Origin of the sequence: Aliiroseovarius sediminilitoris (assembly GCF_900109955.1) — a bacterium.
Classification (GTDB): domain Bacteria; phylum Pseudomonadota; class Alphaproteobacteria; order Rhodobacterales; family Rhodobacteraceae; genus Aliiroseovarius; species Aliiroseovarius sediminilitoris.
The window spans coordinates 97425-119674 of sequence record NZ_FOJB01000003.1 but is presented as its reverse complement, the minus strand read 5'-3'; the positions used below and the strand labels follow the sequence as shown (position 1 = coordinate 119674).

The 22250-nt window shown below is 58.3% G+C and carries 19 protein-coding genes and 1 pseudogene; 15 read left to right on the top strand and 5 right to left on the bottom strand.

Features of this window, described 5'->3' with window-relative positions; all coding sequences use genetic code 11:
• Window positions 1-25 precede the first annotated feature (25 nt).
• A complete protein-coding gene (locus BMY55_RS16455; RefSeq protein ID WP_245744805.1) occupies window positions 26-901 on the bottom strand; it encodes a LysR family transcriptional regulator in 876 nt (291 codons plus the stop codon).
• Between the two features lie 85 nt (window positions 902-986).
• Between BMY55_RS16455 and tmpA the strand changes: the two genes are divergently transcribed.
• Together tmpA and tmpB are read left to right on the top strand one after the other, a co-directional pair.
• Window positions 987-2132, top strand: coding sequence for a 2-trimethylaminoethylphosphonate dioxygenase (gene tmpA / locus BMY55_RS16450; RefSeq protein ID WP_091433759.1), 1146 nt, complete (start codon window positions 987-989; stop codon window positions 2130-2132).
• Window positions 2129-2719: a (R)-1-hydroxy-2-trimethylaminoethylphosphonate oxygenase gene (gene tmpB, locus BMY55_RS16445; RefSeq protein ID WP_091433547.1), complete on the top strand. Its 591-nt coding sequence runs from the start codon at window positions 2129-2131 to the stop codon at window positions 2717-2719. Before tmpA ends, tmpB begins: the two co-directional genes overlap by 4 nt.
• A gap of 30 nt (window positions 2720-2749) precedes the next feature.
• On the opposite strand, the gene BMY55_RS16440 is transcribed toward tmpB, so the two are convergent.
• Window positions 2750-3466 carry a DnaA N-terminal domain-containing protein gene (locus BMY55_RS16440; protein ID WP_091433756.1) on the bottom strand — a complete coding sequence of 239 codons (717 nt, stop codon included), beginning with the start codon at window positions 3464-3466 and terminating at the stop codon, window positions 2750-2752.
• 483 nt (window positions 3467-3949) lie between these two features.
• Here BMY55_RS16440 and BMY55_RS16435 point away from each other — a divergent pair, with 483 nt between their 5' ends.
• The 3 genes and pseudogenes from BMY55_RS16435 (at window position 3950) to BMY55_RS17225 (ending at window position 7514) form a co-directional block, all read left to right on the top strand.
• Window positions 3950-5254, top strand: a complete 1305-nt coding sequence (locus BMY55_RS16435; RefSeq protein WP_091433546.1) for an AAA family ATPase — start codon at window positions 3950-3952, stop codon at window positions 5252-5254.
• Window positions 5251-6327 carry a ParB/RepB/Spo0J family partition protein gene (locus BMY55_RS16430; RefSeq protein WP_091433543.1) on the top strand — a complete coding sequence of 359 codons (1077 nt, stop codon included), beginning with the start codon at window positions 5251-5253 and terminating at the stop codon, window positions 6325-6327. The genes BMY55_RS16435 and BMY55_RS16430 overlap by 4 nt, the downstream gene beginning before the upstream one ends.
• Before the next feature lie 575 nt (window positions 6328-6902).
• Window positions 6903-7514, top strand: a pseudogene (locus tag BMY55_RS17225) (DDE-type integrase/transposase/recombinase).
• Between the two features lie 201 nt (window positions 7515-7715).
• Here BMY55_RS17225 and BMY55_RS16420 read toward each other — a convergent pair.
• Window positions 7716-8483, bottom strand: a complete 768-nt coding sequence (locus BMY55_RS16420) for a DeoR/GlpR family DNA-binding transcription regulator (RefSeq protein ID WP_091433540.1) — start codon at window positions 8481-8483, stop codon at window positions 7716-7718.
• A 309-nt stretch (window positions 8484-8792) separates the two neighbouring features.
• Between BMY55_RS16420 and glpD the strand changes: the two genes are divergently transcribed.
• The 10 genes from glpD to BMY55_RS16370 all read left to right on the top strand — a co-directional run bounded on the left by glpD (window position 8793) and on the right by BMY55_RS16370 (window position 19766).
• A complete protein-coding gene (gene glpD / locus BMY55_RS16415; protein WP_091433539.1) occupies window positions 8793-10394 on the top strand; it encodes a glycerol-3-phosphate dehydrogenase in 1602 nt (533 codons plus the stop codon).
• Window positions 10395-10421: 27 nt separating this feature from the next.
• Window positions 10422-11510, top strand: coding sequence for an ABC transporter ATP-binding protein (locus BMY55_RS16410; protein WP_091433536.1), 1089 nt, complete (start codon window positions 10422-10424; stop codon window positions 11508-11510).
• Window positions 11511-11523: 13 nt separating this feature from the next.
• On the top strand, window positions 11524-12627 hold the full coding sequence (locus tag BMY55_RS16405; protein ID WP_091433533.1) for an ABC transporter ATP-binding protein: 1104 nt from the start codon (window positions 11524-11526) through the stop codon (window positions 12625-12627).
• The gene (locus BMY55_RS16400; protein WP_091433530.1) at window positions 12627-13496 is read left to right on the top strand and encodes a carbohydrate ABC transporter permease; all 870 of its coding nucleotides are present in this window, start codon (window positions 12627-12629) and stop codon (window positions 13494-13496) included. Before BMY55_RS16405 ends, BMY55_RS16400 begins: the two co-directional genes overlap by 1 nt.
• 3 nt (window positions 13497-13499) lie before the next feature.
• On the top strand, window positions 13500-14348 hold the full coding sequence (locus BMY55_RS16395; RefSeq protein ID WP_091433528.1) for a carbohydrate ABC transporter permease: 849 nt from the start codon (window positions 13500-13502) through the stop codon (window positions 14346-14348).
• A 24-nt stretch (window positions 14349-14372) separates the two neighbouring features.
• Entirely contained in the window at window positions 14373-14645 is a 273-nt protein-coding gene (locus BMY55_RS16390) for a DUF2160 domain-containing protein (protein ID WP_091433526.1), read from the top strand.
• 94 nt (window positions 14646-14739) lie between these two features.
• The gene (locus BMY55_RS16385; RefSeq protein ID WP_091433524.1) at window positions 14740-16461 is read left to right on the top strand and encodes an ABC transporter substrate-binding protein; all 1722 of its coding nucleotides are present in this window, start codon (window positions 14740-14742) and stop codon (window positions 16459-16461) included.
• Window positions 16462-16549: 88 nt separating this feature from the next.
• Window positions 16550-18028 (top strand): glycerol kinase GlpK, encoded by a 1479-nt coding sequence (glpK, locus tag BMY55_RS16380; protein WP_091433521.1) that lies wholly within the window; start codon window positions 16550-16552, stop codon window positions 18026-18028.
• A gap of 15 nt (window positions 18029-18043) precedes the next feature.
• The gene (locus BMY55_RS16375) at window positions 18044-19198 is read left to right on the top strand and encodes an iron-containing alcohol dehydrogenase (RefSeq protein ID WP_091433520.1); all 1155 of its coding nucleotides are present in this window, start codon (window positions 18044-18046) and stop codon (window positions 19196-19198) included.
• Window positions 19199-19259: 61 nt separating this feature from the next.
• Window positions 19260-19766, top strand: coding sequence for a methyltransferase family protein (locus tag BMY55_RS16370; RefSeq protein ID WP_091433517.1), 507 nt, complete (start codon window positions 19260-19262; stop codon window positions 19764-19766).
• A 29-nt stretch (window positions 19767-19795) separates the two neighbouring features.
• Here the strand turns inward: BMY55_RS16370 and BMY55_RS16365 are convergent, their stop codons facing one another.
• Both BMY55_RS16365 and BMY55_RS16360 read right to left on the bottom strand, forming a co-directional pair.
• A complete protein-coding gene (locus BMY55_RS16365; protein WP_177179410.1) occupies window positions 19796-20776 on the bottom strand; it encodes a C45 family autoproteolytic acyltransferase/hydolase in 981 nt (326 codons plus the stop codon).
• A gap of 12 nt (window positions 20777-20788) precedes the next feature.
• The gene (locus BMY55_RS16360) at window positions 20789-22249 is read right to left on the bottom strand and encodes a biotin carboxylase (protein WP_091433516.1); all 1461 of its coding nucleotides are present in this window, start codon (window positions 22247-22249) and stop codon (window positions 20789-20791) included.
• Window position 22250: the final 1 nt, after the last annotated feature.

Here is a 22250-nt window from a genome sequence, read left to right as displayed (position 1 = left end):
TCTCGCGCTTTTACCTTACGTAAGGTCAAGCGCAGAATTGACGGGTCAGCGCCTCCCACTGGCGGCGGGTCACGTCGCGATCTTCGGCCACCATCCAATAGGAGTTTTCCGATGGCAGCACCGCCTCGGACAGGCGCGCAAGCCGCCCTGCCTCGATCGCGCCCTGCACCAAAGGCAACGAGGCGAGAAGCACACCAGCCCCGGCCTCAGCCGCCGACAGTGCGGCGGTGAACGTGTCAAACCGCAACAACGGCACCGGCGTCGGCGCATCCCCCGTCGCGCGCGCCCAGTCGTGCCAACCCCCGCGCGGCCCCGACAAGCCAAGGCGTGGCAAACCCTGCCACCCCCCCTGCCCTGCCGATGTCAGCAGTGCGGGTGCGGCCACCGGCGTCAGCGCCTCGTCATACAGCCGCGCGCGCCGCGCGATGTCCCAATCGCCGTTGCCATATCGGATGCGCACGCCCGACGCGCCCGGTCCATCCTCGGACGCCAGAACCAGCGTCTTGAAGCTCAGCTCCACCTCGTCACCAAGCGACAGCCCGGACAGGCGCGGCGCGATCCACAATTGCAAGACCGACGCACTGGCCCAAACCGTCACCCGCCGCCGTTGAATGCCGAACAACTCCTCCGAACTTTGGCGCAGCGTCCCCAACGCATGGGTGACATAGGGCAACCAGGCTTCGCCCTCGACCGACAGGATGACGCCGCGCGGCTGGCGGATGAACAGGGTCGCACCCAGACGCGTCTCAAGATTGCCGATCCGCTGGCTGATCGCGGCTTGCGTCAGACCCGTTTCCGCTGCGGCGGCGGTGAAACTGCCGGTGCGTCCCGCGGCCTCGAACGCGCGGACCCAATCGAGGGGCAGATTTGAAAGCGGTGTTTTTACCATAAGCCAACCCATGCCTCAGGGACGTTTCGTCTAAATTGTGCTTATCTATCAAACGCGCGACACTGTCATTGAAATTCACCCGAAGGAAAGACGCGCGATGTTTGATGCCCAGCTTGACCCGACAGGACATATCCTGACCCTCACCGGCCCTGACGGCCCCCAACGCTTCCATGCCATGTGGCTGCGCGACAATGCGTGGGACGCAGACACCCGCGCGCCCGGCAACGGCCAACGGCTTGTCGCCCTGCGCGACATTCCGGCAGATACGAAAATGACAAAGGTGGCCGTGTCCGACGACCGGATCACCGTGAGTTTCAGCCCGGAAGGTAAAACGATTACCTATGAGGCGGGTTGGCTGTCGGCCAACGCCTATGACCGCCCTGCCCCGGCGCAAAAAGGCTGGACCAGCGCAGAAATAGAGCCTTGGGACGCCCGCCTGATGGGGTCCGTTCCGGTTGGTGACTTCGCCAGGATGACGCAGGATGATGCGGCCCTGGGCGACTGGCTCGCGCTGGTCAACCGCTACGGTTTCGGCAAGCTGGAAAACGGCCCGATCGAGGACGGCGCGCTGTTCAAGGTGGTCGATCTGTTTGGCTATGTGCGCGAAACGAATTACGGCCGCAAGTTCGAGGTGCGCACAGAGGTGAACCCGACCAACCTGGCCTTCACCGGGCTTGGGCTTCAGGCGCATACCGACAACCCTTACCGTGACCCGGTGCCGTCGGTTCAGGTGCTCTATTGCCTGGAAAGCTCGGCGGCCGGTGGGGAAAACATGGTGGTGGACGGATTTGCTGCTGCCTTACGTCTGCGCGACGAATACCCTGACTATTTCACCGCATTATCGTCCTATTGCGCCCGGTTTGAATATGCGGGGGAAGATGGCGTTTGCTTGCAATCCCGACGTCCGATGATCGAGCTTGCCCCGGATGGCGAACTGATCGCGGTGCGCTTCAACAACCGCTCGCTGGCGGCGGTGACGGACGTGCCGTTTGACAAGATGCAGATCTACTACGCCGCCTATCGCCGCCTGGGCGAAATCATTGACGATCCCGCCATGGAAGTCACCTTTCGTCTGGAACCCGGCGAAGCCTTCGTCGTCGACAACACCCGCGTTCTGCACGCCCGCAAAGCCTATTCCGGCGCTGGGACGCGCTGGCTTCAGGGCTGTTATTCCGACAAGGACGGTTTACGGTCAACCTACGCCGCGATGCGCCGCGCCGACATGAAGGAAGCCGCAGAATGAAACCCGATATCGACACGCTCTCGCCTGCCAATATTGTCGATTTCATCGGCGGCATCTTCGACCGGCGCGGCGGCGAGGAATATCTGGGCGAGCCTGTCACCATGGCCGAACATATGCTGCAAGGTGCGACCATAGCCGAGCAAAGCGGCCAGCCCGAGGAAATCATCGTCGGCGCCCTGTTGCACGACATCGGCCATTTCACCTCTGAATTCGGCACGTACTCGATGGACGACACCGAGGATCGTCACCACGAAGACGCCGGCGCCGAAGTGTTGGAGCGGTTCTTTCCCAGCGTCATCACCGATTGCGTGCGGTATCACGTGGCCGCGAAACGCTATCTCTGCGCCACCAAGCCCGCCTATTTCGACCGGCTCAGCGAAGCCTCGGTGCATTCGCTGATGCTGCAAGGTGGGCCGATGAGCGATGAAGAGATCGCCGCGTTTGAAAAGAACCCGAACCTGAAGCAGATCATCGCGGTGCGTTATCTGGACGATGCTGGCAAGCGCGATGATATGGAGACGCCGGATTTCTGGCATTTCGCCCCGATGGTGCAGCGCATGGTCGATCGTCGCAGAACCGGCGACTAGACCCGGTCAAGATTGACCATTTGTGCAGGATTAGTGCCTGATCACCACCTCATCCACGGATTTGTCCACGGATTGGCAGGCATAGAGTATTCGATTGCGGAAATGTGTATCGACATAATCGGCATGAAACCGGCTGGGTGCGTGCAGGATCAGCTTGCTGCCTTCGCGTCCCCGCCGGGACAGGGCGCGGAACCATGCGTTGAACAAGGTCTGATCCTCGCCGTGCAGCAAGGTCTGGACCATCGTCCATTCGGTTCCGTCTGTCATATCCGGCGGCGGGGTTTCGCCCGCTCCTGCCCCGGTCGCACCACCGCGCGATAATCCGACCGGCAGTGGCACAACATTGTCGTCCTTGACCTCGTCTCGGGTCATGCGCTGTTCGTAATCAGGCCCTATTGCAGCCCAACTGCCCTGAGTGGTCCGCAGGATCTTCTCGATATCCATCTGATATTGGGTGACGCGTCCGCGCGCGCCCTGTCGCTTGACGACCAGCCAGCCCATCGCGCGCAGCTTTGCCATCTCGCGTTTCACCGTGCGTTCATCAACGGACCAAAGTCTCGCAATCTCGCGCTGGCCGACGGTCAGTTCATTGCGCACCCAGTTGTAGCGCGCCGTGACCAAGGTCATCAGTCGCAACACCAACCGCTGCGGCCCTTTCCCTTCGGCCAGGGCGTAGGCGCCCATGGCCGTGAGAAGATCGTATTTCAACGCGGCCGCATTGCGACCGGTCGCCCTGAGCTGCTGCATACTGCCCCCAGCTTGCCTGTTCTGCCCGCTTTCGCGGTTGCCTCGATCCCGGTGATATCCGGGGTGTGTTATCAAATACCGAATCTGGCGCCCGGTCATTTGAAGGCAGTCTACGCTGAACTCAACGCTTTTGCCAACACTGCTCTGATTAGCGTCCTTGGCTGCGATTCTGTCAAGCCCTTGCAGGTATGTGCCCCAAAACCTTTTCAAATCAAAAAGAAAAAGGGTTTATTGGTATAGGGGGACATGCTGTCTGTCCCTTAATACGAGATATATGTCCCCCAATCTATTCCAATCGAACATCTTGTGTCCCTTTATTGGCCTGCCTATGGCGCAGAAAATAAGAAAACCGTTTGAAAACAATGGTGTCCCCTTGGGGCGGTGCTTTCACCGTTGATTTGGATTTCCCTTTTGCATTTTTCCCAAATTCCGCGTAAATCAGAAAGCACAGATAATTTACGTCCTATAAGAGCAGGAGTCAGGATGTTTACCCACGAAGATTTGGCGCAGCTACAGGCGCAATCGCTGAAAATGCAGGGATGGATCAGGCAGCAGACATATTCGCCCGAGATGGAGAAGACGCTGCGCCGCTTTTCATCCTGGGAGGTGGCGGAGTTGATCTTCAAGGTCAACCAATCCACCCTGCGTGGGCGTTTGGCGGCTGACCCCTCCCTGCCCCAGGGTCTGGTTGAAGGTGACGGGCGGCAGCGCTGGTATACGTTGGACGAGATCAACGAGTTGCGCCGCCGCATTCGGATCAACCGCAAATCCATGATGCCCGTGCGTCCGACGGGCAAGCGCGCGATTCGGGCAGCCATCGCGAACTTCAAGGGCGGCGCGGGCAAGTCCACTGTCGCGCTGCACTTTGCCCATGCCGCAGCCCTTGATGGCTACCGCGTGCTCTGCGTTGATTTCGACCCGCAGGCGACGCTCAGCCACTCGATGGGTCTGACGGATGTGGCCGAGGAATACACCGTCTGGGGCGTCATGGCGCGCGACCTGATCCAGGAAACGCAGCGGATGAACAGCGCGGTTGCTGGGGCCGAAAGCGGCACCGCCCTGCCCCAACGCCGCCTGCCGGCCGCGATCACCGATATGGGCCTTTCCGATCTGCGCAATTCGGATTTCATCAAGCCGACCTGCTGGCCGACGATCGACATCATACCCAGTTGCGCCAACGCGGCGTTTGTCGAATTTGCGTCTGCCCAGTATCGGCATGTGAACCCCGAATGGTCGTTCTTTGCCGCCGTGTCACGTTTTCTGGATGGTCTGGCGGATGATGCCTATGACATGATCATCTTCGATTGCCCCCCCGCAATCGGTTACCAATCAATGAACGCGGTGTTTGCGGCGGATGTTCTCTATATCCCGTCCGGCCCCGGTTACTGGGAATATGACAGCACCACATCTTTCATCGGTCAGCTGTCCGAGGCGCTGGAGGATCTGGCGCGCTTCACCAACTCTGTCCCCGCGGGGACAATGTCGCTGCCCAAGGTGTTTGCCGATGTGCGGTTCCTGCTCACGCGCTATGAAGCGTCGAATGAATTGCACCGTGCGATGCGCACGGCTTTTGGTAAGGTTTTTGGGGAAAGACTGGCAGACCACCCGATCGAGATGACGCGCGCCGTCGAACAATCCGGCCGTTTCCTCAGCTCGATCTATGAAATTGATTACCGCGATATGACGCGGGAAACCTGGCGGCGCGCACGCGGGTCGTTTGACACCGCGTATGAAGAGTTCAGGGACAACCTGCTGACCGCCTGGGACAAGCTGGAGGATAGAGCATGAGCAAACGTCGCGTTTTTGACATCGACTTCCCGGAAACCGATACGCCGGCGGCAGCACCGCCTGCGGAGCCTGTGGTCGAACACCGACGCGGTCCGATGGCATCCGCGATTTCGGAAAACGCCGCTGCGCTGGAAGAGCGGAAAGCGGTCGAGGCAAGCATCCGCGCCGAGAACGATCGGCTGGCGCACGAGCATGTGCGGCTGAAAAAAGCCGGGCTGATCACCGATCTGATCCCGTTGACCGCGATCCGAGCCGACAAACTTACCCGTGACCGCAAGCCGGGACGGGATGAGGATCTGGATGAGCTGAAGGCTTCGATCCGTGACGTGGGGTTGTCGAACCCGATCCGGATCGAGCAGGTGGGCGAGGGGGTCTATGAGCTCGTCCAGGGCTTCCGCCGTCTGACCGCGTTTCAGGAACTGTATGACGAAACCGGCGACGACGCTTTCGCTCGCATCCCCGCCGGGCTGATCGCGCATGGGGAAGAGCTTGAATTGCTTTATCGTCGCATGGTCGATGAAAACCTTGTGCGCCGCGATATTTCCTTTGCCGAAATGGCCGAGCTTGCGCGGGGCTATGTGGCGGATCCCGAGACATCGGCGCAAGATTCAGACGAGGCGCTGACCGCCCTGTTCGGGTCTTTGTCGCGGCAGAAGCGAAGCTACATCAAGCATTTCATGGTGCTGCTGGACGCCATCGGGTCACATCTGAAATTCCCCGAAGCAATCCCGCGGGCTCTGGGTCTGTCATTGGAGAAACGACTGGTATCCGAACCGGGGCTGGCTGCCAAAGTCAGGTCAGCACTGGCGGCCGCCTTTGTTTCGACCCCGGATGCAGAACTGGCGGTGCTGCGCGAACATGCGACGCCGGCGCCGCTGCCGAAAAAGCCCGCGACGGCAAAGCCAGTGGGGGCCGCCAAGACCACCTTTCGGCAGGATGTCAAAGGCGGCACCGTGCGCTGTGCGGCGTCGGAAGGGCGGATCGAAATGCGGATTGCGCGCGACTTTTCCAACGTCGATCGGCATCGGCTGGAGGATGCGGTCAAGGCGTTCTTTCAGGAACTGGACGGGTAGGCGCGGGCGCCAGACTGCCATGTCCCCGTGGGGACAGCCGGGCAGGGCGCGCTGGATATTCTGATCGAGGGTGTTTGAGATTGGTCGGCCTTTGATCCGGCTGGATGTCCAGTCTCAGTGTCGGATTTCTGGATTTTCTGAGACTGCGTTCCGTTTGGTTTCAAGGGTTTGCCTGTGTCGCATTTCTGAAACCGATTCAGGGTATGTGAGACTGGACGCCGATTTGAGCCACTATTGGTGAGACTATCCGGCATCCATGCACTGGGTAAGTTATGTCCGATAATTTGCGGCTTTATTGGACATGGTGACGTCTTGCAAGGCGCGGCGGTTTGTGTGGTGCTCTGCGGCAATAAGCGCCGTGTTGTGAGGGGCGGATCGGACGGCTCTCGACCGATCGAACCACCTTCCAACCACACCTGGCGACGAATGACAGGATATCCCAGATCCCATCCGGGGTCACGGTGCGCAGCTCCGAAACCGTTGAACATGTTGCGTTTATGTCGGGTAACACTCTTGCGCAGGGACTGTTGCATTAACCATGCCATTTGGCCCCGATCATGTTTTTGAGGTTGCTCATGCCACGTAAATCGCCATTCAAACACGACCGCTTCGCGCGAGACATTATTCTATGTGCCGAGCCGCGGTATCTGCGTTATACGCTGCCCAATCTAGATCTCGCAGATCTACTGGAAGAGCGCGGTGTCACGATCGACCGATCGACGGTGTATCGTTGGGTTCAGAAGTTTGAACCTGAGTTGACAAAGCGAACCGAGCAACCTCTGCGCCGCGCAAGCGTCGATTGGCATGTGGATGAAACCTATATCCGTGTCGGCGGCACGCTAAAGCTGCCAAGGCCTTCGTGCGCAAGGTGATTGAACGCGTTCGGCTGCATCGGCCGGTCACGATCTGAACCAACAAAGCCCACGGCTATCGGCGCGTCATCCGCGAGATCAATCACCGATATGACCCACATTTCAACAGCATCAGGCACATCGACAGAAAATGGCAAAACATTCGGATCGAGAGCGACGATGTCGCGCTGCAGCGGCTCTTGGGGTGCCGCCAAAGCAGCCCTGAGCGGGATCGAGACCATCAGGACCATCAAACGCGGCCACATCCATCGCAAACAACAAGGCACCAAGGGCGAAATCGAGTTCATCAGAGAGCTGTTTGAGCCCACCGCATAACAGAGTGCCCCGCCTCAAAAATCAACTCAGCCTAATCCGATTAATGCAACGGTCCGCTCGGCAGCGATCCGGTCTGGATCGGCTGACGCGCCGACAATATGGCAGTGCTGAAAAACTGAACGGGATGGGTGCGTGAAAAATGCAGCAATTCCAAGGAGCGTTCAGATGATACACCGCTGCAAGCAGGCCATGGCCTGCGACCTATGATCGGCCAGCCACCACGACATTGACGCCCCAGTTGCGGCATTTTTCGGCCAAGCTGGGGGGCAGGGGCTGATCTGTGAAAAAGGCATCCAATTCGGAAAGGGACGCAATCTTCGCCGGGGCCTTCCGGGTCAGTTTGGAGACATCGGCAACCAGAAAGGCCCGACGTGACTGCCGGATAATGGATTGGCTGACACCGACTTCCTGAAGGTCGAAATCCAGCAGGTCGCCGTCAATGTCCATCGCCGAGCACCCGATCACCGCGATGTCGAATTTGAACCGACTGATGGCTGCCGTGGTCAGGCTGCCGACCAACCCGCCATCTGACCTGCGCAGGGTGCCGCCGACCACCACAATCTCGCAGTCGGGATTGGCCACCAGGATATTGGCGACGTTCATGTTGTTGGTCACGACCATCAGGTTCTTGTGGCCCAGAAGCTCCGTCGCCACCGCTTCGGTGCTGGTGCCGATGTTCAAAAACACCGATGCGTCATCGGGGATCTGCGCAGCACAGGACACCGCGATGTTCCGCTTGACCTCTGCGTTCAGGGCGCGCCGTTCTTCATAGCCGATATTGGTGGTCCCGGAGGGCAGGACGGCGCCGCCATGCACCCGCTCCAACCGGCCCGCATCGGCAAGGTCGGTCAAATCGCGGCGGATTGTTTGCAGTGTCACACCGAACTGTTCCGCCAGATCTTCGACCGTCACTTTCCCCTCGCGGCGCGCGATGGTCAGAATTTCTGTGTGACGGAAAACTTGGGACATATGGTCGGGCGCATGCGCTTCCTGCTGTTTCCAAAGGAAATTACAAGAAAACGAACGAAGCCGCAATTGCCTTGCGCTCTTTTTGCACAGAGGCGCTGAAAGAGCCTGCCCGATTCGAGTGAAATTTTTCTTTTCAGACCGCGATTCTGATCAAATCGGAGCCAGAACGATCAATTCATTCCGTTGAATGCAGTAAATTGTTCTTAAATTTCATATTCCTACAAAAATCGAAAATAAACGAAAACAAACAACTTTCTTTTTATAGGTGAGCTGTTAAAACAGTATCGAGCGCTAACCTTGGGGGGAACCATGCCGGCTGCTGCCACCGATAATGCCTTCGATCTTTTCATCATCGGTGGCGGAATCAATGGGTGCGGCATCGCGCGGGATGCCTCTGGACGTGGGATGTCCGTCGCTTTGGCCGAGATGGAAGACCTGGCGTCGGCTACGTCGTCGGCATCAACAAAGCTGTTTCATGGCGGGTTGCGGTATCTGGAATATTTTGAGTTTCGTCTGGTGCGCGAAGCGTTGATGGAGCGTGAAACGCTGCTTCAGGCAATGCCGCATATCAGTTGGCCAATGCGCTTCGTGCTGCCGTATCACAAGGATATGCGGTTCGAAGGGGAGACGCCGACCTCGAAATTGCTGAAGATCTTCATGCCCTGGCTGCGTGGGCGACGCCCGGCATGGCTGATCCGTCTGGGTCTTTTCATGTATGACCATCTTGGCGGGCGAAAGCTCCTGCCGGGCACAACGACGGTTGACCTGAGCGCCGGACCGGAAGGTGCGCCATTGGACGACCGCTTTGTGAAAGCGTATGAATATTCAGATTGCTGGGTCGATGATGCGCGGCTTGTGGCGTTGAACGCCCGCGACGCGGCAGAGCGCGGCGCCAGGATCATGGTTGGCACCAAAGTTACCTCGGCAAGGCGCGAGGGCGATCATTGGCGGATCGAGACGGAAAATCGCACAACGGGTGAGACATCGCTGTTCCATGCGCGTATGCTTGTCAATGCAGGCGGGCCTTGGGTGGGTGATATCATCAAGAACGCTGTGCGCAGCAAAGCGCAAGATGGCGTAAGGCTGGTGCGCGGCAGCCATATTGTGACCCGGCGGCTTTACGATCACGACAAATGCTATTTTTTCCAGGGCACGGACGGGCGGATTATCTTCGCCATTCCCTATGAACAGGATTTCACGCTGATCGGCACCACCGATCAGGATCATGAGGACCCGTCGATCGAACCGGTCTGCACCGAGGCTGAACAGGATTATCTGATCGCGTTCGCCAATCAGTATTTCAAGCGGGATATCAGCCGCGATGATATCGTCTGGACCTATTCCGGTGTGCGCCCGCTTTACGACGACGGGGCAAGTTCGGCCACCGCAGCAACGCGTGACTATACGCTGAAGGTGGATACGGAAGGTGGTGCGCCGCTGCTCAATGTGTTTGGCGGAAAGATCACCACCTATCGCCGTCTTGCGGAATCGGCGATGGATAGGATCGGTCGGTTTTTTCCGGAATTGCCGGGCCAATGGACAGCGGGTGTGACGCTGGCGGGCGGTGATTTCAAAGTGAGTGAGAAGCCGGATCTGGTGGCCCGGTTGCAGCGGGAGTACGGCTTTCTTGACACCTTTTGGGCCGAACGCATGATCCGCGCATATGGGACTGATGCCTGGAAGATTTTGAAAACGGCGCGATCGGTTTCGGATTTGGGTCACGACTTTGGCGCCACGCTGACCGAAGCAGAGCTGCGCTGGCTGATGACCAGGGAATTCGCCCGACAGGCCGGGGATGTGGTCTGGCGGCGCAGCAAGTTGGGTCTGCGGATGACCGCCGAACAAATACTGGCCTTGGACGACTGGATGGCCAAAGCCGACACGAATGGGGAGGCGCGGGCCACCGGATAGGGGGCTTTGCGTTAGCGGAGGACGAAAATGACTTTGATGCTAGACGGCGTCACCAAACGAATGGATGGGCAGGTGCACATCCATCCCACTGACCTGGAGTTACAGAGCGGCACGATGAATGTGCTGCTTGGGCCGACGCTGTCGGGCAAGACCAGCTTGATGCGTCTGATGGCTGGACTGGATGTGCCCAACGACGGTCGCATTCTTTGGAATGGCGAGGATGTGACCGGTATGCGGGTGCAGGATCGCAAGGTCGCCATGGTTTACCAGCAGTTCATCAATTACCCCTCGATGACGGTTTACGACAACATCGCCTCGCCCTTGCGACTTCTGGGCAAGAGCACGAGCGAGATTGACGCCGCCGTGAAAAAGTCCGCTGACATGATGCAATTGACGCCGCTGCTTGACCGCAAACCTCTGGAATTGTCGGGCGGCCAGCAACAGCGCTGCGCGCTGGCGCGGGCGTTGGTCAAGGACGCGGGGCTGGTTTTGCTGGACGAACCTCTGGCCAACCTGGATTACAAGCTGCGCGAGGAAATGCGCATCGAAATTCCCAAGATATTCGAAGAGGCGGGCAGCATTTTTGTCTATGCCACCACGGAACCGGAAGAGGCGCTTTTGTTGGGTGGCAATACCGCGACGTTGTGGGAAGGTCGGGTGACGCAGTTCGGGCCGACGCCAACCGTCTATCGCAAGCCGGTGGATGCAACCACAGCCCGCGTGTTCAGCGATCCGCCGATGAATTTTCTGCCGGTCACAAAGGCAGGCGACAAGCTTATGTTCGGCGAAGGCCAGTCAGCAACCGCGAGCGGAAGCCTGGCCGATCTTGACGACGGCAAATACACCGCCGGATTCCGCCCGAACCATCTGGAGATCCAAAGTCATTCTTCTGACGCATTGCAATTCGCAACGCGGCTTGTTGTGACCGAACTGACGGGATCAGAGACGTTTATTCACCTTGATCACCACGGAGAGCGCTGGGTCGGTTTGATCCATGGCGTGCATGACCTGAAACTGGGTGCCGATCTAAGCGTCTATCTCGACCCGGCTCATGTCTATGTGTTCGATGAAAGCGGCAAACTGGTTGCGCCCGCGTCCTACGCAATGGCCGCCTGAGGAGACCTGACCCATGGCAAAGATCACCCTTGATAATCTGGCGCATTCCTATCTGCCCAACCCGACCAGCGAAGATGACTTCGCGTTGAAAGAGCTGAACCATGACTGGGTGGATGGCGAGGCTTATGCCTTGCTGGGGTCATCCGGTTGTGGCAAGTCCACGTTGCTGAACATCATCTCGGGCCTGTTGCATCCCAGTCAGGGCCGCATCCTGTTCAATGACCGCGATGTCACCTATGCGCCCACCGCAGAGCGAAACATCGCCCAGGTGTTCCAGTTCCCGGTGGTCTATGACACCATGACGGTGCGCGAAAATCTGGCGTTTCCGCTGAAGAACCGAGGCGCGGATGCCAGTTATGTCGCCCAGCGGGTTCAGCAGATCGGCAAGATGATCGGCATGGAGGCCGAGCTGGATCGCAAGGCGCGCGGCCTGACCGCCGATGCCAAACAGAAGATCAGCCTTGGCCGGGGCATGGTGCGCGAGGACGTGAACGCGCTGTTGTTTGATGAACCGCTGACGGTGATCGACCCGCATATGAAGTGGGAATTGCGCACGCAGTTGAAATCACTGCACCACGAATTTGGTCACACGATGATCTATGTCACCCACGACCAGACCGAAGCCTTGACCTTCGCGGACAAGGTGGTGGTGATGTATGATGGCCGGGTTGTGCAGATCGGCACACCCGAGGAATTGTTCGAGCGGCCCGCGCACACCTTCGTTGGCTTCTTCATCGGCTCGCCCGGAATGAACCTGCTGGAAGCGTCGGTCCGGGGCGACACGGCGGTGATCGACGGGGTCGAGATCCCGCTTGGTGCCGGATACGCGCCGCAAAGCGGCAAGGTCGAGATCGGCGTGCGCCCGGAATACACAAGACTGGTGTCCGAAGGCGGCCTTCCGGTCAAGCTGAACCGGGTCGAGGATGTGGGTCGTCACAAGATCGTTCGCGCCGAATTTTTCGGTCGTGACATCAATATCATTGCCAATGAAGGCGAAGAGATCGGCGCGGATATGAACCGCATCACCTTCGATGCCGGTCGTGTCAACGTCTATGCGAATGACTGGCGCGTCGCGCCGTCTGGTGCACAAAACGAACCCGTGGGAGGGGCCGTCTGATGCAGAAAACAGTCAATCAAAAGGCGTGGTTCCTTGTGTTGCCCGTGCTGGTGCTGGTCGCCTTTTCGGCGGTGGTTCCACTGATGACGGTGGTGAATTATTCGGTGCAGGACACGTTCGGCAACAACCAGTTCTTCTGGGCGGGGCTTGAGTGGTTCTCGGAAATGCTGGAATCGGATCGGATGTGGGATGCGCTTGCACGGCAGGCGATGTTCTCGGCGATCATTCTGGCGATCGAGATTCCGCTGGGGATCTTCGTGGCGCTGAACATGCCCAAGGGCGGCTTCTGGTCCAGCTTCTGTCTGGTGCTGATGTCGCTTCCCCTGTTGATCCCGTGGAACGTGGTCGGCACCATCTGGCAGATTTTCGGTCGCGTCGATATCGGCCTTCTGGGCTATACGCTGGACGCGCTTGGGATTTCCTATAACTACACGCAAGACACCGTCGCCGCCTGGATCACGATTATCGTGATGGATGTCTGGCATTGGACCTCGCTGGTGGCGCTGTTGGCTTTTGCCGGGCTGAAGTCGATCCCCGATGCATATTATCAGGCCGCCAAGATCGACCAGGCGTCGCGTTGGAAAGTCTTCCGCTTCATTGAGTTGCCCAAGATGATGGGCGTGCTGATGATCGCCATTCTGCTGCGTTTCATGGACAGTTTCATGATCTATACCGAGCCTTTCGTCGTCACCGGCGGTGGCCCCGGAAATGCCACGACGATGTTGTCGATTGACCTTGTCAAGATGGCGCTGGGACAGTTTGATCTTGGACCGGCGGCGGCATTCTCGATCATGTATTTCCTTGTGATCCTTCTTGTCAGCTGGGTGTTCTACACCGTGATGACAAACCTCGACAAACAGGAGGGCTGAACAATGACCGATATGACAGCGACCAAATCAAAAGGCGGTTTCGGCCTGAGCTGGATCAACAGCCGCACAGTTGTAATGACCCTTTATCTCGTTTTCCTGCTGCTGCCGATCTATTGGCTGTTGAACATGAGCCTGAAGACCAACACCGAGATCCTGAACCAGTTCACCCTGTTTCCCAAGGATCTGACGCTGTCGAACTACCGGACGATATTGACCGATCCGGCTTGGTATATGGGGTATGTCAACTCGATCATCTATGTGACCATCAACACCGTGATCAGCTTGGCGGTGGCGCTGCCGGCGGCCTATGCGTTCAGCCGTTACCACTTCATGGGTGACAAGCATCTGTTCTTCTGGCTGCTGACCAACCGGATGGCGCCGCCCGCGGTCTTTGCCTTGCCGTTCTTCCAGCTCTACAGCTCGGTCGGGTTGTTCGACACGCACATCGCGGTCGCACTGGCGCATACGCTTTTCAACGTGCCGCTGGCGGTGTGGATCCTGGAAGGGTTCATGCGTGGCGTGCCGAAAGAGATCGACGAGACGGCCTATATCGACGGCTACAGCTTCGGCAGGTTCTTCGTGAAAATCTTCACGCCGCTGATTGCCAGTGGGATCGGGGTGGCCGCGTTTTTCTGCTTCATGTTCTCGTGGGTCGAACTGCTGCTCAGCCGCACCCTGACCACGGTGGATGCCAAGCCGATTTCCGCAATCATGACACGGACGCAGGGTGCCGCGGGTATCGACTGGGGCGTGCTGGCGGCTGCCGGGGTGCTGACCATCGTGCCCGGTGCGCTGGTGATCTATTTTGTCCGCAACTACATCGCCAAGGGCTTTGCCCTGGGTCGCGTGTAAGCCTGAATCAAGGAGGGCTGTATTATGGAATGGATGGCATGGACATGGCCGACCGCGATTTTCTTCATGGTCATCGCGAGTCTGCTGATCACGTTCACGGTGCTGGCAATCAGATTCCCCGAAACGCCGCGCGTTGGCGTTTTGCGGATCGAAACCACCAGAGGCGACCGCCTCTTCATTACCCTTCTCGGCTCGGCCTTTATCAATTTGGCCTGGCTTGGATTGGTCGGCGCAAACCAACCTTTTGCACTGATCGTCTGCCTGATCTACGCCGCGGCGGTCTTCCGCTGGGTGTAGCAAATGGCAAACCGGCGACACCCGACAGGGCCTGAGAAACCGAAACGGGCGCCGCCTTCGTCGCAACCAAGTTCCTACAATTGGGAGGATCCACATGAACTTGACGTTGAAATCAACCACATCCCTGGCAATGGCCTTGACCTTGCTGGGAAGTACCGCTTTTGCGGGCATGGAGGAGGCGCAGGCCTTTCTCGATGCTGAAATCGGCGATCTTTCGTCGCTTGACCGTGCCGCGCAAGAAGCCGAGATGCAGTTCTTCATCGATGCTGCCGCTCCGTTTACTGGTATGGAAATCAAGGTTGTCTCGGAAACCATCACCACCCACGAATACGAAAGCCAGGTTCTTGCCCCGGCCTTCACGGCAATCACCGGCATCAAGGTCACACATGACCTGATCGGCGAAGGCGATGTGGTGGAAAAGCTGCAAACCCAGATGCAGTCGGGCGAGAATATCTATGACGCCTATATCAATGACAGCGATCTGATCGGCACCCACTGGCGCTATCAGCAAGCCCGCAACCTGACCGACTGGATGGCCGGCGAAGGCGCGGACGTGACCAACCCCGGACTTGATCTTGATGATTTCATCGGCCTGCAGTTTACGACCGCGCCCGATGGCAAGCTTTATCAGTTACCTGATCAGCAGTTCGCCAACCTGTATTGGTTCCGCTACGATTGGTTCAATGACGACAAGAACAAGGCCGACTTCAAGGAAGCCTATGGCTACGACCTTGGCGTTCCGGTCAACTGGTCCGCATACGAGGACATTGCCGAATTCTTCACCGGTCGCGACCTGTCGCATATGGGCGTCGAGGGCGAAGTCTTTGGCAATATGGACTATGGCAAGAAAGACCCATCGCTTGGCTGGCGCTACACCGATGCGTGGCTGTCCATGGCCGGTGCGGGCGACAAGGGTGAGCCGAACGGGTTGCCGGTTGACGAATGGGGCATTCGCGTGAACGAGAACTCGCAGCCCGTCGGCTCGTGCGTCGCGCGTGGGGGTGCTACCAATGGCCCCGCTGCCGTCTACGCCGTGACCAAGGCCATCGAGTGGCTTGAGAAGTACTCGCCCCCTGCGGCGGCTGGTATGACCTTCTCTGAGGCAGGCCCAATTCCTGCGCAGGGTAACGTCGCCCAGCAGATGTTCTGGTACACCGCGTTTACCGCCGCAACGGTCATTCCCGACCTGCCGGTGATGAACGAGGACGGCACGCCGAAATGGCGCATGGCGCCGTCACCGCATGGCGCGTATTGGACCGAAGGCACCAAGATCGGCTATCAGGACGTTGGATCCTGGACGCTGATGAAGTCGACCCCGGTTGATCGTGCCAAGGCGGCGTGGCTCTATGCCCAGTTCGTCACATCCAAGACTGTGGACGTGAAGAAAGCGCATGTGGGTCTGACGTTTATCCGTGAAAGCACAATCCAGCATGAGAGCTTCACCGAGCGTGCCGACAAACTTGGCGGTCTGATCGAGTTCTATCGTTCGCCGGCCCGTGTTGCATGGTCGCCGACCGGCACCAACGTTCCGGATTATCCGAAGCTCGCGCAACTGTGGTGGCAGAATATCGGCGACGCTATGTCCGGTGCGAAAACTCCGCAGGAAGCTCTGGACAGTCTGTGTGCTGACCAGGAACGGGTTCTGGAGCGTCTTGAACGCGCCGGCATCCAGGGCGATATTGGCCCGAAGATGAACGAAGAACAGGATCCGGAATACTGGCTGAGCCAGCCGGGTTCGCCCAAGGCCAAACTTGCCAACGAAGACGAAGAGCCCAAGACGGTCAGCTATGACGAGCTGATTGCGTCCTGGAACTGATCGTTCCCGGTCGGGGCCAGAAGGCCCCGACCACCCTTTGAATTTCAAGAAGTTTCACTTGGCTATCATCCAGACGAGGAGACGCGCCATGACCCATATCCTCGCTATCGACCAGGGCACAACGTCCAGTCGCGCGCTTGTTTTCGATGCAGACATGAAAATTGTCGCCAGCGCCCAAGAGGAATTTCCACAACATTTTCCGGCATCCGGTTGGGTTGAACACGATGCCGGCGACCTGTGGTCCACCACCCTGTCAACCTGTCGTGCAGCACTGGACAAGGGCGGGCTAAGCGCCGCTGACATCACCGCCTTGGGAATTACCAACCAGCGTGAAACCACCCTGATCTGGGACCGCGCCACCGGCAAGCCGATCCACAATGCGATTGTCTGGCAGGACCGCCGCACATCAGACCTGTGCCAATCGCTGAAAGAACAGGGTCATGAAGCAACTGTGCGCGACAGAACCGGATTGTTGCTGGACCCCTATTTCAGTGCCACCAAAGTGCGCTGGCTGCTGGACAATGTTGACGGCGCGCGCGCGCAAGCCGAGGCCGGAGAGCTTGCTTTTGGCACAGTGGACAGCTGGATGATATGGAACCTGACTGACGGCCAGCGCCATGTGACCGACGCCACAAATGCCGCACGCACAATGCTTTACGACATCCGCAAGGGGCGCTGGTCGGCCACCATGTGCAAGATGCTGGACATCCCGATGGCGCTGTTGCCCGAAGTGCTGGATTGCGCCGCAGATTTCGGCGTGACCAAGACCTTTGGGGCGCCGATCCCGATCCTTGGTGTCGCAGGCGATCAACAGGCGGCGACGGTGGGGCAGGCGTGTTTCGAACCGGGCATGCTGAAATCGACCTATGGCACCGGGTGTTTTGCGCTGCTCAATACCGGTGATGCGCCGGTCGTCAGCCAGAACCGGCTGCTGACCACCATCGCCTATCAGCTTGACGGCAAACCGACCTATGCGCTGGAAGGGTCTATCTTTATCGCCGGGGCGGTGGTGCAATGGCTGCGCGATGGGTTGCAAATCATTACCAGCGCGCCCGAGACCCAGCCACTGGCCGAAGCCGCCGATCCGGCGCAATCGCTTGTGCTGGTTCCCGCCTTTACCGGCCTGGGTGCGCCTTACTGGAATGCCGAATGTCGCGGCGCAGTGTTTGGCCTGACCCGCAATTCCGGGCCCGCCGAATTTGCCCGTGCGGCGCTGGAAAGCATTGGCTTCCAAACCCGCGATTTGCTTGAGGCGATGCAGGCTGACATGGGCGACGCCGAGACCGCGACCCTGCGCGTCGATGGCGGGATGAGCGCCTCGGATTTCACGATGCAGTTCTTGGCCGATATCATCGGAGCCGCAGTCGACCGCCCCGCAGTGCTGGAAACCACGGCAATGGGTGCAGCCTGGTTGGCCGGACAGCGCGCCGGTGTTTATCCCGGACAGGCAGAATTTGCCCGCACCTGGGCGCTTGAACATCAATTCACTCCGACCATGGCGAGTGCGGATCGCGACAGAAAATACGCGGCTTGGAAACGCGCCGTCGCGGCGACACTTTCTTTCTAGAACGCACGGCATGACATGACGCCCTTTGGTTTCAAAACACCGGGAAAAACCCTGTTTGGCCGTGGACAGGCGGACACCGTCTGCGACCACGTGCTGAGTTTTGGAGAACGCATTCTTTTGGTGCGCGGGCGCTCGGTCGATCGGGTTGACGACATCGCCCATGACCTTGTCCAAAAAGGTGCAACGCTTGAAACGGTTTTCGCTAAGGGCGAGCCAACGGTGTCGCAAGTGGAACTGGCGGTGAACGCAGGGCGTGCACATCAGGTTCAGGCGGTGCTGGCCATTGGTGGCGGCTCGGCGATTGATCTGGGCAAGGCGGCAGCGGCGCTGATCCCATCGGGCAGCGATCTGATGGACCATCTGGAAGTGGTCGGGGCAGGCCTGCCACTTGGCGCACAACCGCTGCCGCTTGTCGCTGTGCCCACGACGGCAGGGACGGGCGCCGAAATGACCAGAAATGCCGTGATCAGCGTGCCCGATGCCGCCCTGAAGGTCAGCCTGCGCGATGATCGCATGTATCCGACAATGGCCATCGTCGATCCCGCCCTGACCGACAACGCGCCGAGACAGGTCACTGTGTCGTCGGGTCTGGATGCGGTCACACAGGTGATCGAGCCATTTCTGTCCTGCCGGGCGAACCCGTTGACCGATGCGCTGTGTCGACCTGCTATCCCGATGGGGTTGCAAGCCGTGGCGACGTTGATGAGGTGCGAGGACCCAGATGCACGCGACGCGTTGGCCTATGTCAGCATGATCAGCGGCATCGCGCTTGCAAACGCTGGTCTTGGTGCGGTCCACGGGCTTGCCGGTGTGATTGGTGGGAAAACCAACCTTGCGCACGGAATGATTTGCGCGAACCTTCTTGGCCCGTCGCTGGATGTGAATTTTCAACGCACGAAAGCCGAAGGGGGCAGTTTGGAAAGATACGACTTTCTGAAGCGCAAAATCGTGGCGGTGTTTGATGGTTGGGGTGATCGGAGTTTCACCGAACTTTCAGACGTGTTTGACTTGCAGGGTATCCCGGACTTGGTTGATCTATTGGCCGACCAGACACAAGCGGACGCACTGATACACGATGCACTGAAATCCAGTTCGATGAAGGCCAACCCTGTCCAACTGACTGCACCTGACGTGATGACAATATTGCAAAACGGCGTGCCGCGCGGGTAAGCCAAGCGGATATGTCCAGAACCGGACTGCCGTGGCAGGACAGTTGTGATAGGATATCGGTATGTTCTGGCGAATGACCAAAGCGGTTTTGATCCTGCCGGGGACGGCCTTGATCTATGTTCCGTTATTCATCCAATGGCTTGGCGATGGCTGGCCCTTCAACCGGTTGCAGAGTGGCGCGCTGGCATGGGTGATGGCCGCGATCTTGGCCGCACCGGCATTTGCGCTTGCCATCAAGACGATGACGCAGTTCTTGCACGAGGGCGAAGGAACGCCCGCGCCCTGGGATCCGCCGAAAAAGTTTGTCGTCAGCGGACCTTACCGTCATATGCGCAACCCAATGCTCACGTCGGTCATTTTGATCATCATTGCGGAAGCAGTTGCGTTAGGCAGCTTGGCGCTGTTGGGGTGGGGCGTGGGGTTCTTTATACTCAACACCATCTATTTTGCCTTCGTGGAAGAACCTGGCCTGGCGCGGCGATTTGGCAAGGAATACCTGGATTACAAAGCCTCGGTGCCGCGCTGGATCCCGAAGGTCCAACCTTACGTCCCACCACACAGCGGATGATGTATTGGCTTGACGAAATCGGCGGAGTCTTAGACCGCAAGTGTTGGCGTGAAAATCTGTTGTTCACCTTCCTGGAATTTCCGAAGGTCCAGCCGCCAACGTGCTTTCGGCCAGTAAACTTCCATTTCCAGTTTTCTCGGTCGATAGACTGCGGTGTAAAGCGTGCCGAAACCATGATCGAAAGCGGACGAGTACAACGGTGGTTTCAAAAAGGCACCGATGAATTTTTCTTCGGGTTCGGTGTGCAGGGTGAGGCGCTGAAGTAAGAAACGTTCGCGCTCGACTGTCGCGGTAAGCCGCGCGTGGCTTGCCCATTCGACCTTTTCCTGATGATTTGTTGCAACAGCCGCATGGGTAATGAGCGTCGCCCGATCCGGTGCCATCAAAGCCGTCAGATAGCGGCGTTTTGCATCCACCACGGTGACGTTATAGCTCATATGCGTGGGCACACGCGCCAGCACTTTACCGGCCTCTGCCGCAGTCTCGCAGGTTTGCAAAACATAGCGCAGGATCAATGGCACGCCAAAGCCGTCACCCACCACCCGACGCCCGCCAAACGTAAGCGAGATCGCAAGACCCGCGTCGTTCACACCATCCACAAGTCCCCACAAACCGTCACTGGTGCCCATTACGGTTCTGCCTTTCCATCTGGTGTGCAGGATCAGGCTGTCAAAGGCGTGCGGGCTATAATCATAGTTGCGCACCAGAACCGGCTCTGCCCCCGGCCAGATTGCCTGCGAACAGCCGGACAAATAGGCAGGCGGGCAATAAAAGCTCAGAAATCGCGCGGCGTGGTCAGAACCGCCCGCCAGTTCACAAAGCTCTCCATAAAGCGGCAGCATTTCGGGCATATGCTTTTTCAAGGCTTGCAGGCTGTCCCAATATCCGGGTCGGGCTTCTGCGCCTTCGCTCATCCACCAACGATGATAGGCGGGCCAGTATTCTTCAAACAACCCGGCCCATTTAGGACCGGGTTCAGCTTCGGAAATGGCGCGCCAATTCAGTCGCATGGGTGCAGGGACCTACAGTATTTTGAAGGCTGGATCGGCAAGCGCGGGTCCCGCCTCGACCACCGGGAGGGGGCGGCCTGACACGCCTTGCTTGATGCCGTGAATCCAGCGCTTGCCGCGTTCGTTCAACTTGAACCCCGGCGTCATCGAACGGCCACGGGTCACAAGAATGCCGATGTCGGCCCCCTCGTATCGATAGTCACCCGGCTGTAGAATGCGCAGGAAAAACGCCTCGTTCTCGCTTTCCACGGCACGACGGTGATAGTCGAAACGGTCAAAATTGATGCTGCCGTCTTCGCGCATCCTGTAAATGCCGGTTTCGGGCACTTCGGTCGCAATATCGACGTTATCTTCCGTGTGTTTGATAACCATCTGTGACCAACTGTCGATCATCGCGGGGTCGGCCCAGCGATTGTTCAACTCGTTCACATCCAGCTCGAATTTCTTTTTCGAAAACTCAAGCAGATGGAACAGAAACAAAGGGGCGTCGGCATGCGCAAAAGCGGCGTGGTTGGTCATGGAAGACGCGCCGGTAATGCGCGGGTTCAACTCTCCCAACCAGATGTCACCAGTTTTTTTGTCGATCAGGAAATCCAGCTCGAAATAGCCGCGATAGCCTTCTTTTCGCAACTGCTCACCGAATTTGAAGGTCAGTTCACGGGCTTTCTGGCGCACTTTGGGCGGGAACGCGGTGGACAGGATTTCGTTGCCACACCAGCCGCCACGATAGGGGGTCAGTTCCTTGAAGCCGACAAGCTCGGTCATCAGCGGGCCGACAATCGTGCCTTGCCTGGTGGCACAGGCTTCAATCGCAGAGCCGCGGCAGTCGATCCGTTTCATGATCTTGATCTCGCCTTCGCCTACGATTTCATGCTCGTGGCGGCGGAAATCAGCCTCGGATTTGATGAAGAACGTCGTGTGCCCGCTGTCCCCAAAGGCCGACTGCAAGACCAGATCGTGACCAATGCCTGCTTTCTCGCAGGTCTTGCGCAGATCGTCATAGTCTTTGACTTCGGCCAGGACGTTGGGCACCGACGGAACCCCGGCTTTGTTGCCGATGCGCACGGTTTCGATCTTGTTGTCCATCTTGGTGCGCAGCTTGGCCTTGGGAAACCACACTTCGGCGCCCAGTTCTTTGGCCAAACGCTCGGTTTCTTCATCGAACATCAGAAACACAAACTTTGGCTTGCCGCCACGCCGTTTCACAAGGTCGATCACTTCCTTGTGCTGAAGAAGGTAGTTGTTGATATCTTCGATTGATTGGAATTCCGCATGAGGTTGTTCGGACGGACAGAACACGTTGGGATGCTTGCCATCGTAGCAGTCGATATAGCATATGTATTTGAAGTTCTTGCACCATTCGTCCAGGCCCAACAGGTTGAAATTGGTCGCTGAAATAAAATAGATCGGATCCTCATTGCGGTGAAAATGGCGTCTGATCTCGGATATGTTCTTCAAGACAGCTGTTGGCATT

What these genes read in the sequence shown, in the direction of transcription:
- BMY55_RS16455 (WP_245744805.1), bottom strand. Translation starts at nt 901, where the DNA reads ATGGGTTGGCTTATGGTAAAAACACCGCTTTCAAATCTGCCCCTCGAT.
- tmpA (WP_091433759.1), top strand. Translation starts at nt 987, where the DNA reads ATGTTTGATGCCCAGCTTGACCCGACAGGACATATCCTGACCCTCACC.
- tmpB (WP_091433547.1), top strand. Translation starts at nt 2,129, where the DNA reads ATGAAACCCGATATCGACACGCTCTCGCCTGCCAATATTGTCGATTTC.
- BMY55_RS16440 (WP_091433756.1), bottom strand. Translation starts at nt 3,466, where the DNA reads ATGCAGCAGCTCAGGGCGACCGGTCGCAATGCGGCCGCGTTGAAATAC.
- BMY55_RS16435 (WP_091433546.1), top strand. Translation starts at nt 3,950, where the DNA reads ATGTTTACCCACGAAGATTTGGCGCAGCTACAGGCGCAATCGCTGAAA.
- BMY55_RS16430 (WP_091433543.1), top strand. Translation starts at nt 5,251, where the DNA reads ATGAGCAAACGTCGCGTTTTTGACATCGACTTCCCGGAAACCGATACG.
- BMY55_RS16420 (WP_091433540.1), bottom strand. Translation starts at nt 8,483, where the DNA reads ATGTCCCAAGTTTTCCGTCACACAGAAATTCTGACCATCGCGCGCCGC.
- glpD (WP_091433539.1), top strand. Translation starts at nt 8,793, where the DNA reads ATGCCGGCTGCTGCCACCGATAATGCCTTCGATCTTTTCATCATCGGT.
- BMY55_RS16410 (WP_091433536.1), top strand. Translation starts at nt 10,422, where the DNA reads ATGACTTTGATGCTAGACGGCGTCACCAAACGAATGGATGGGCAGGTG.
- BMY55_RS16405 (WP_091433533.1), top strand. Translation starts at nt 11,524, where the DNA reads ATGGCAAAGATCACCCTTGATAATCTGGCGCATTCCTATCTGCCCAAC.
- BMY55_RS16400 (WP_091433530.1), top strand. Translation starts at nt 12,627, where the DNA reads ATGCAGAAAACAGTCAATCAAAAGGCGTGGTTCCTTGTGTTGCCCGTG.
- BMY55_RS16395 (WP_091433528.1), top strand. Translation starts at nt 13,500, where the DNA reads ATGACCGATATGACAGCGACCAAATCAAAAGGCGGTTTCGGCCTGAGC.
- BMY55_RS16390 (WP_091433526.1), top strand. Translation starts at nt 14,373, where the DNA reads ATGGAATGGATGGCATGGACATGGCCGACCGCGATTTTCTTCATGGTC.
- BMY55_RS16385 (WP_091433524.1), top strand. Translation starts at nt 14,740, where the DNA reads ATGAACTTGACGTTGAAATCAACCACATCCCTGGCAATGGCCTTGACC.
- glpK (WP_091433521.1), top strand. Translation starts at nt 16,550, where the DNA reads ATGACCCATATCCTCGCTATCGACCAGGGCACAACGTCCAGTCGCGCG.
- BMY55_RS16375 (WP_091433520.1), top strand. Translation starts at nt 18,044, where the DNA reads ATGACGCCCTTTGGTTTCAAAACACCGGGAAAAACCCTGTTTGGCCGT.
- BMY55_RS16370 (WP_091433517.1), top strand. Translation starts at nt 19,260, where the DNA reads ATGTTCTGGCGAATGACCAAAGCGGTTTTGATCCTGCCGGGGACGGCC.
- BMY55_RS16365 (WP_177179410.1), bottom strand. Translation starts at nt 20,776, where the DNA reads ATGCGACTGAATTGGCGCGCCATTTCCGAAGCTGAACCCGGTCCTAAA.
- BMY55_RS16360 (WP_091433516.1), bottom strand. Translation starts at nt 22,249, where the DNA reads ATGCCAACAGCTGTCTTGAAGAACATATCCGAGATCAGACGCCATTTT.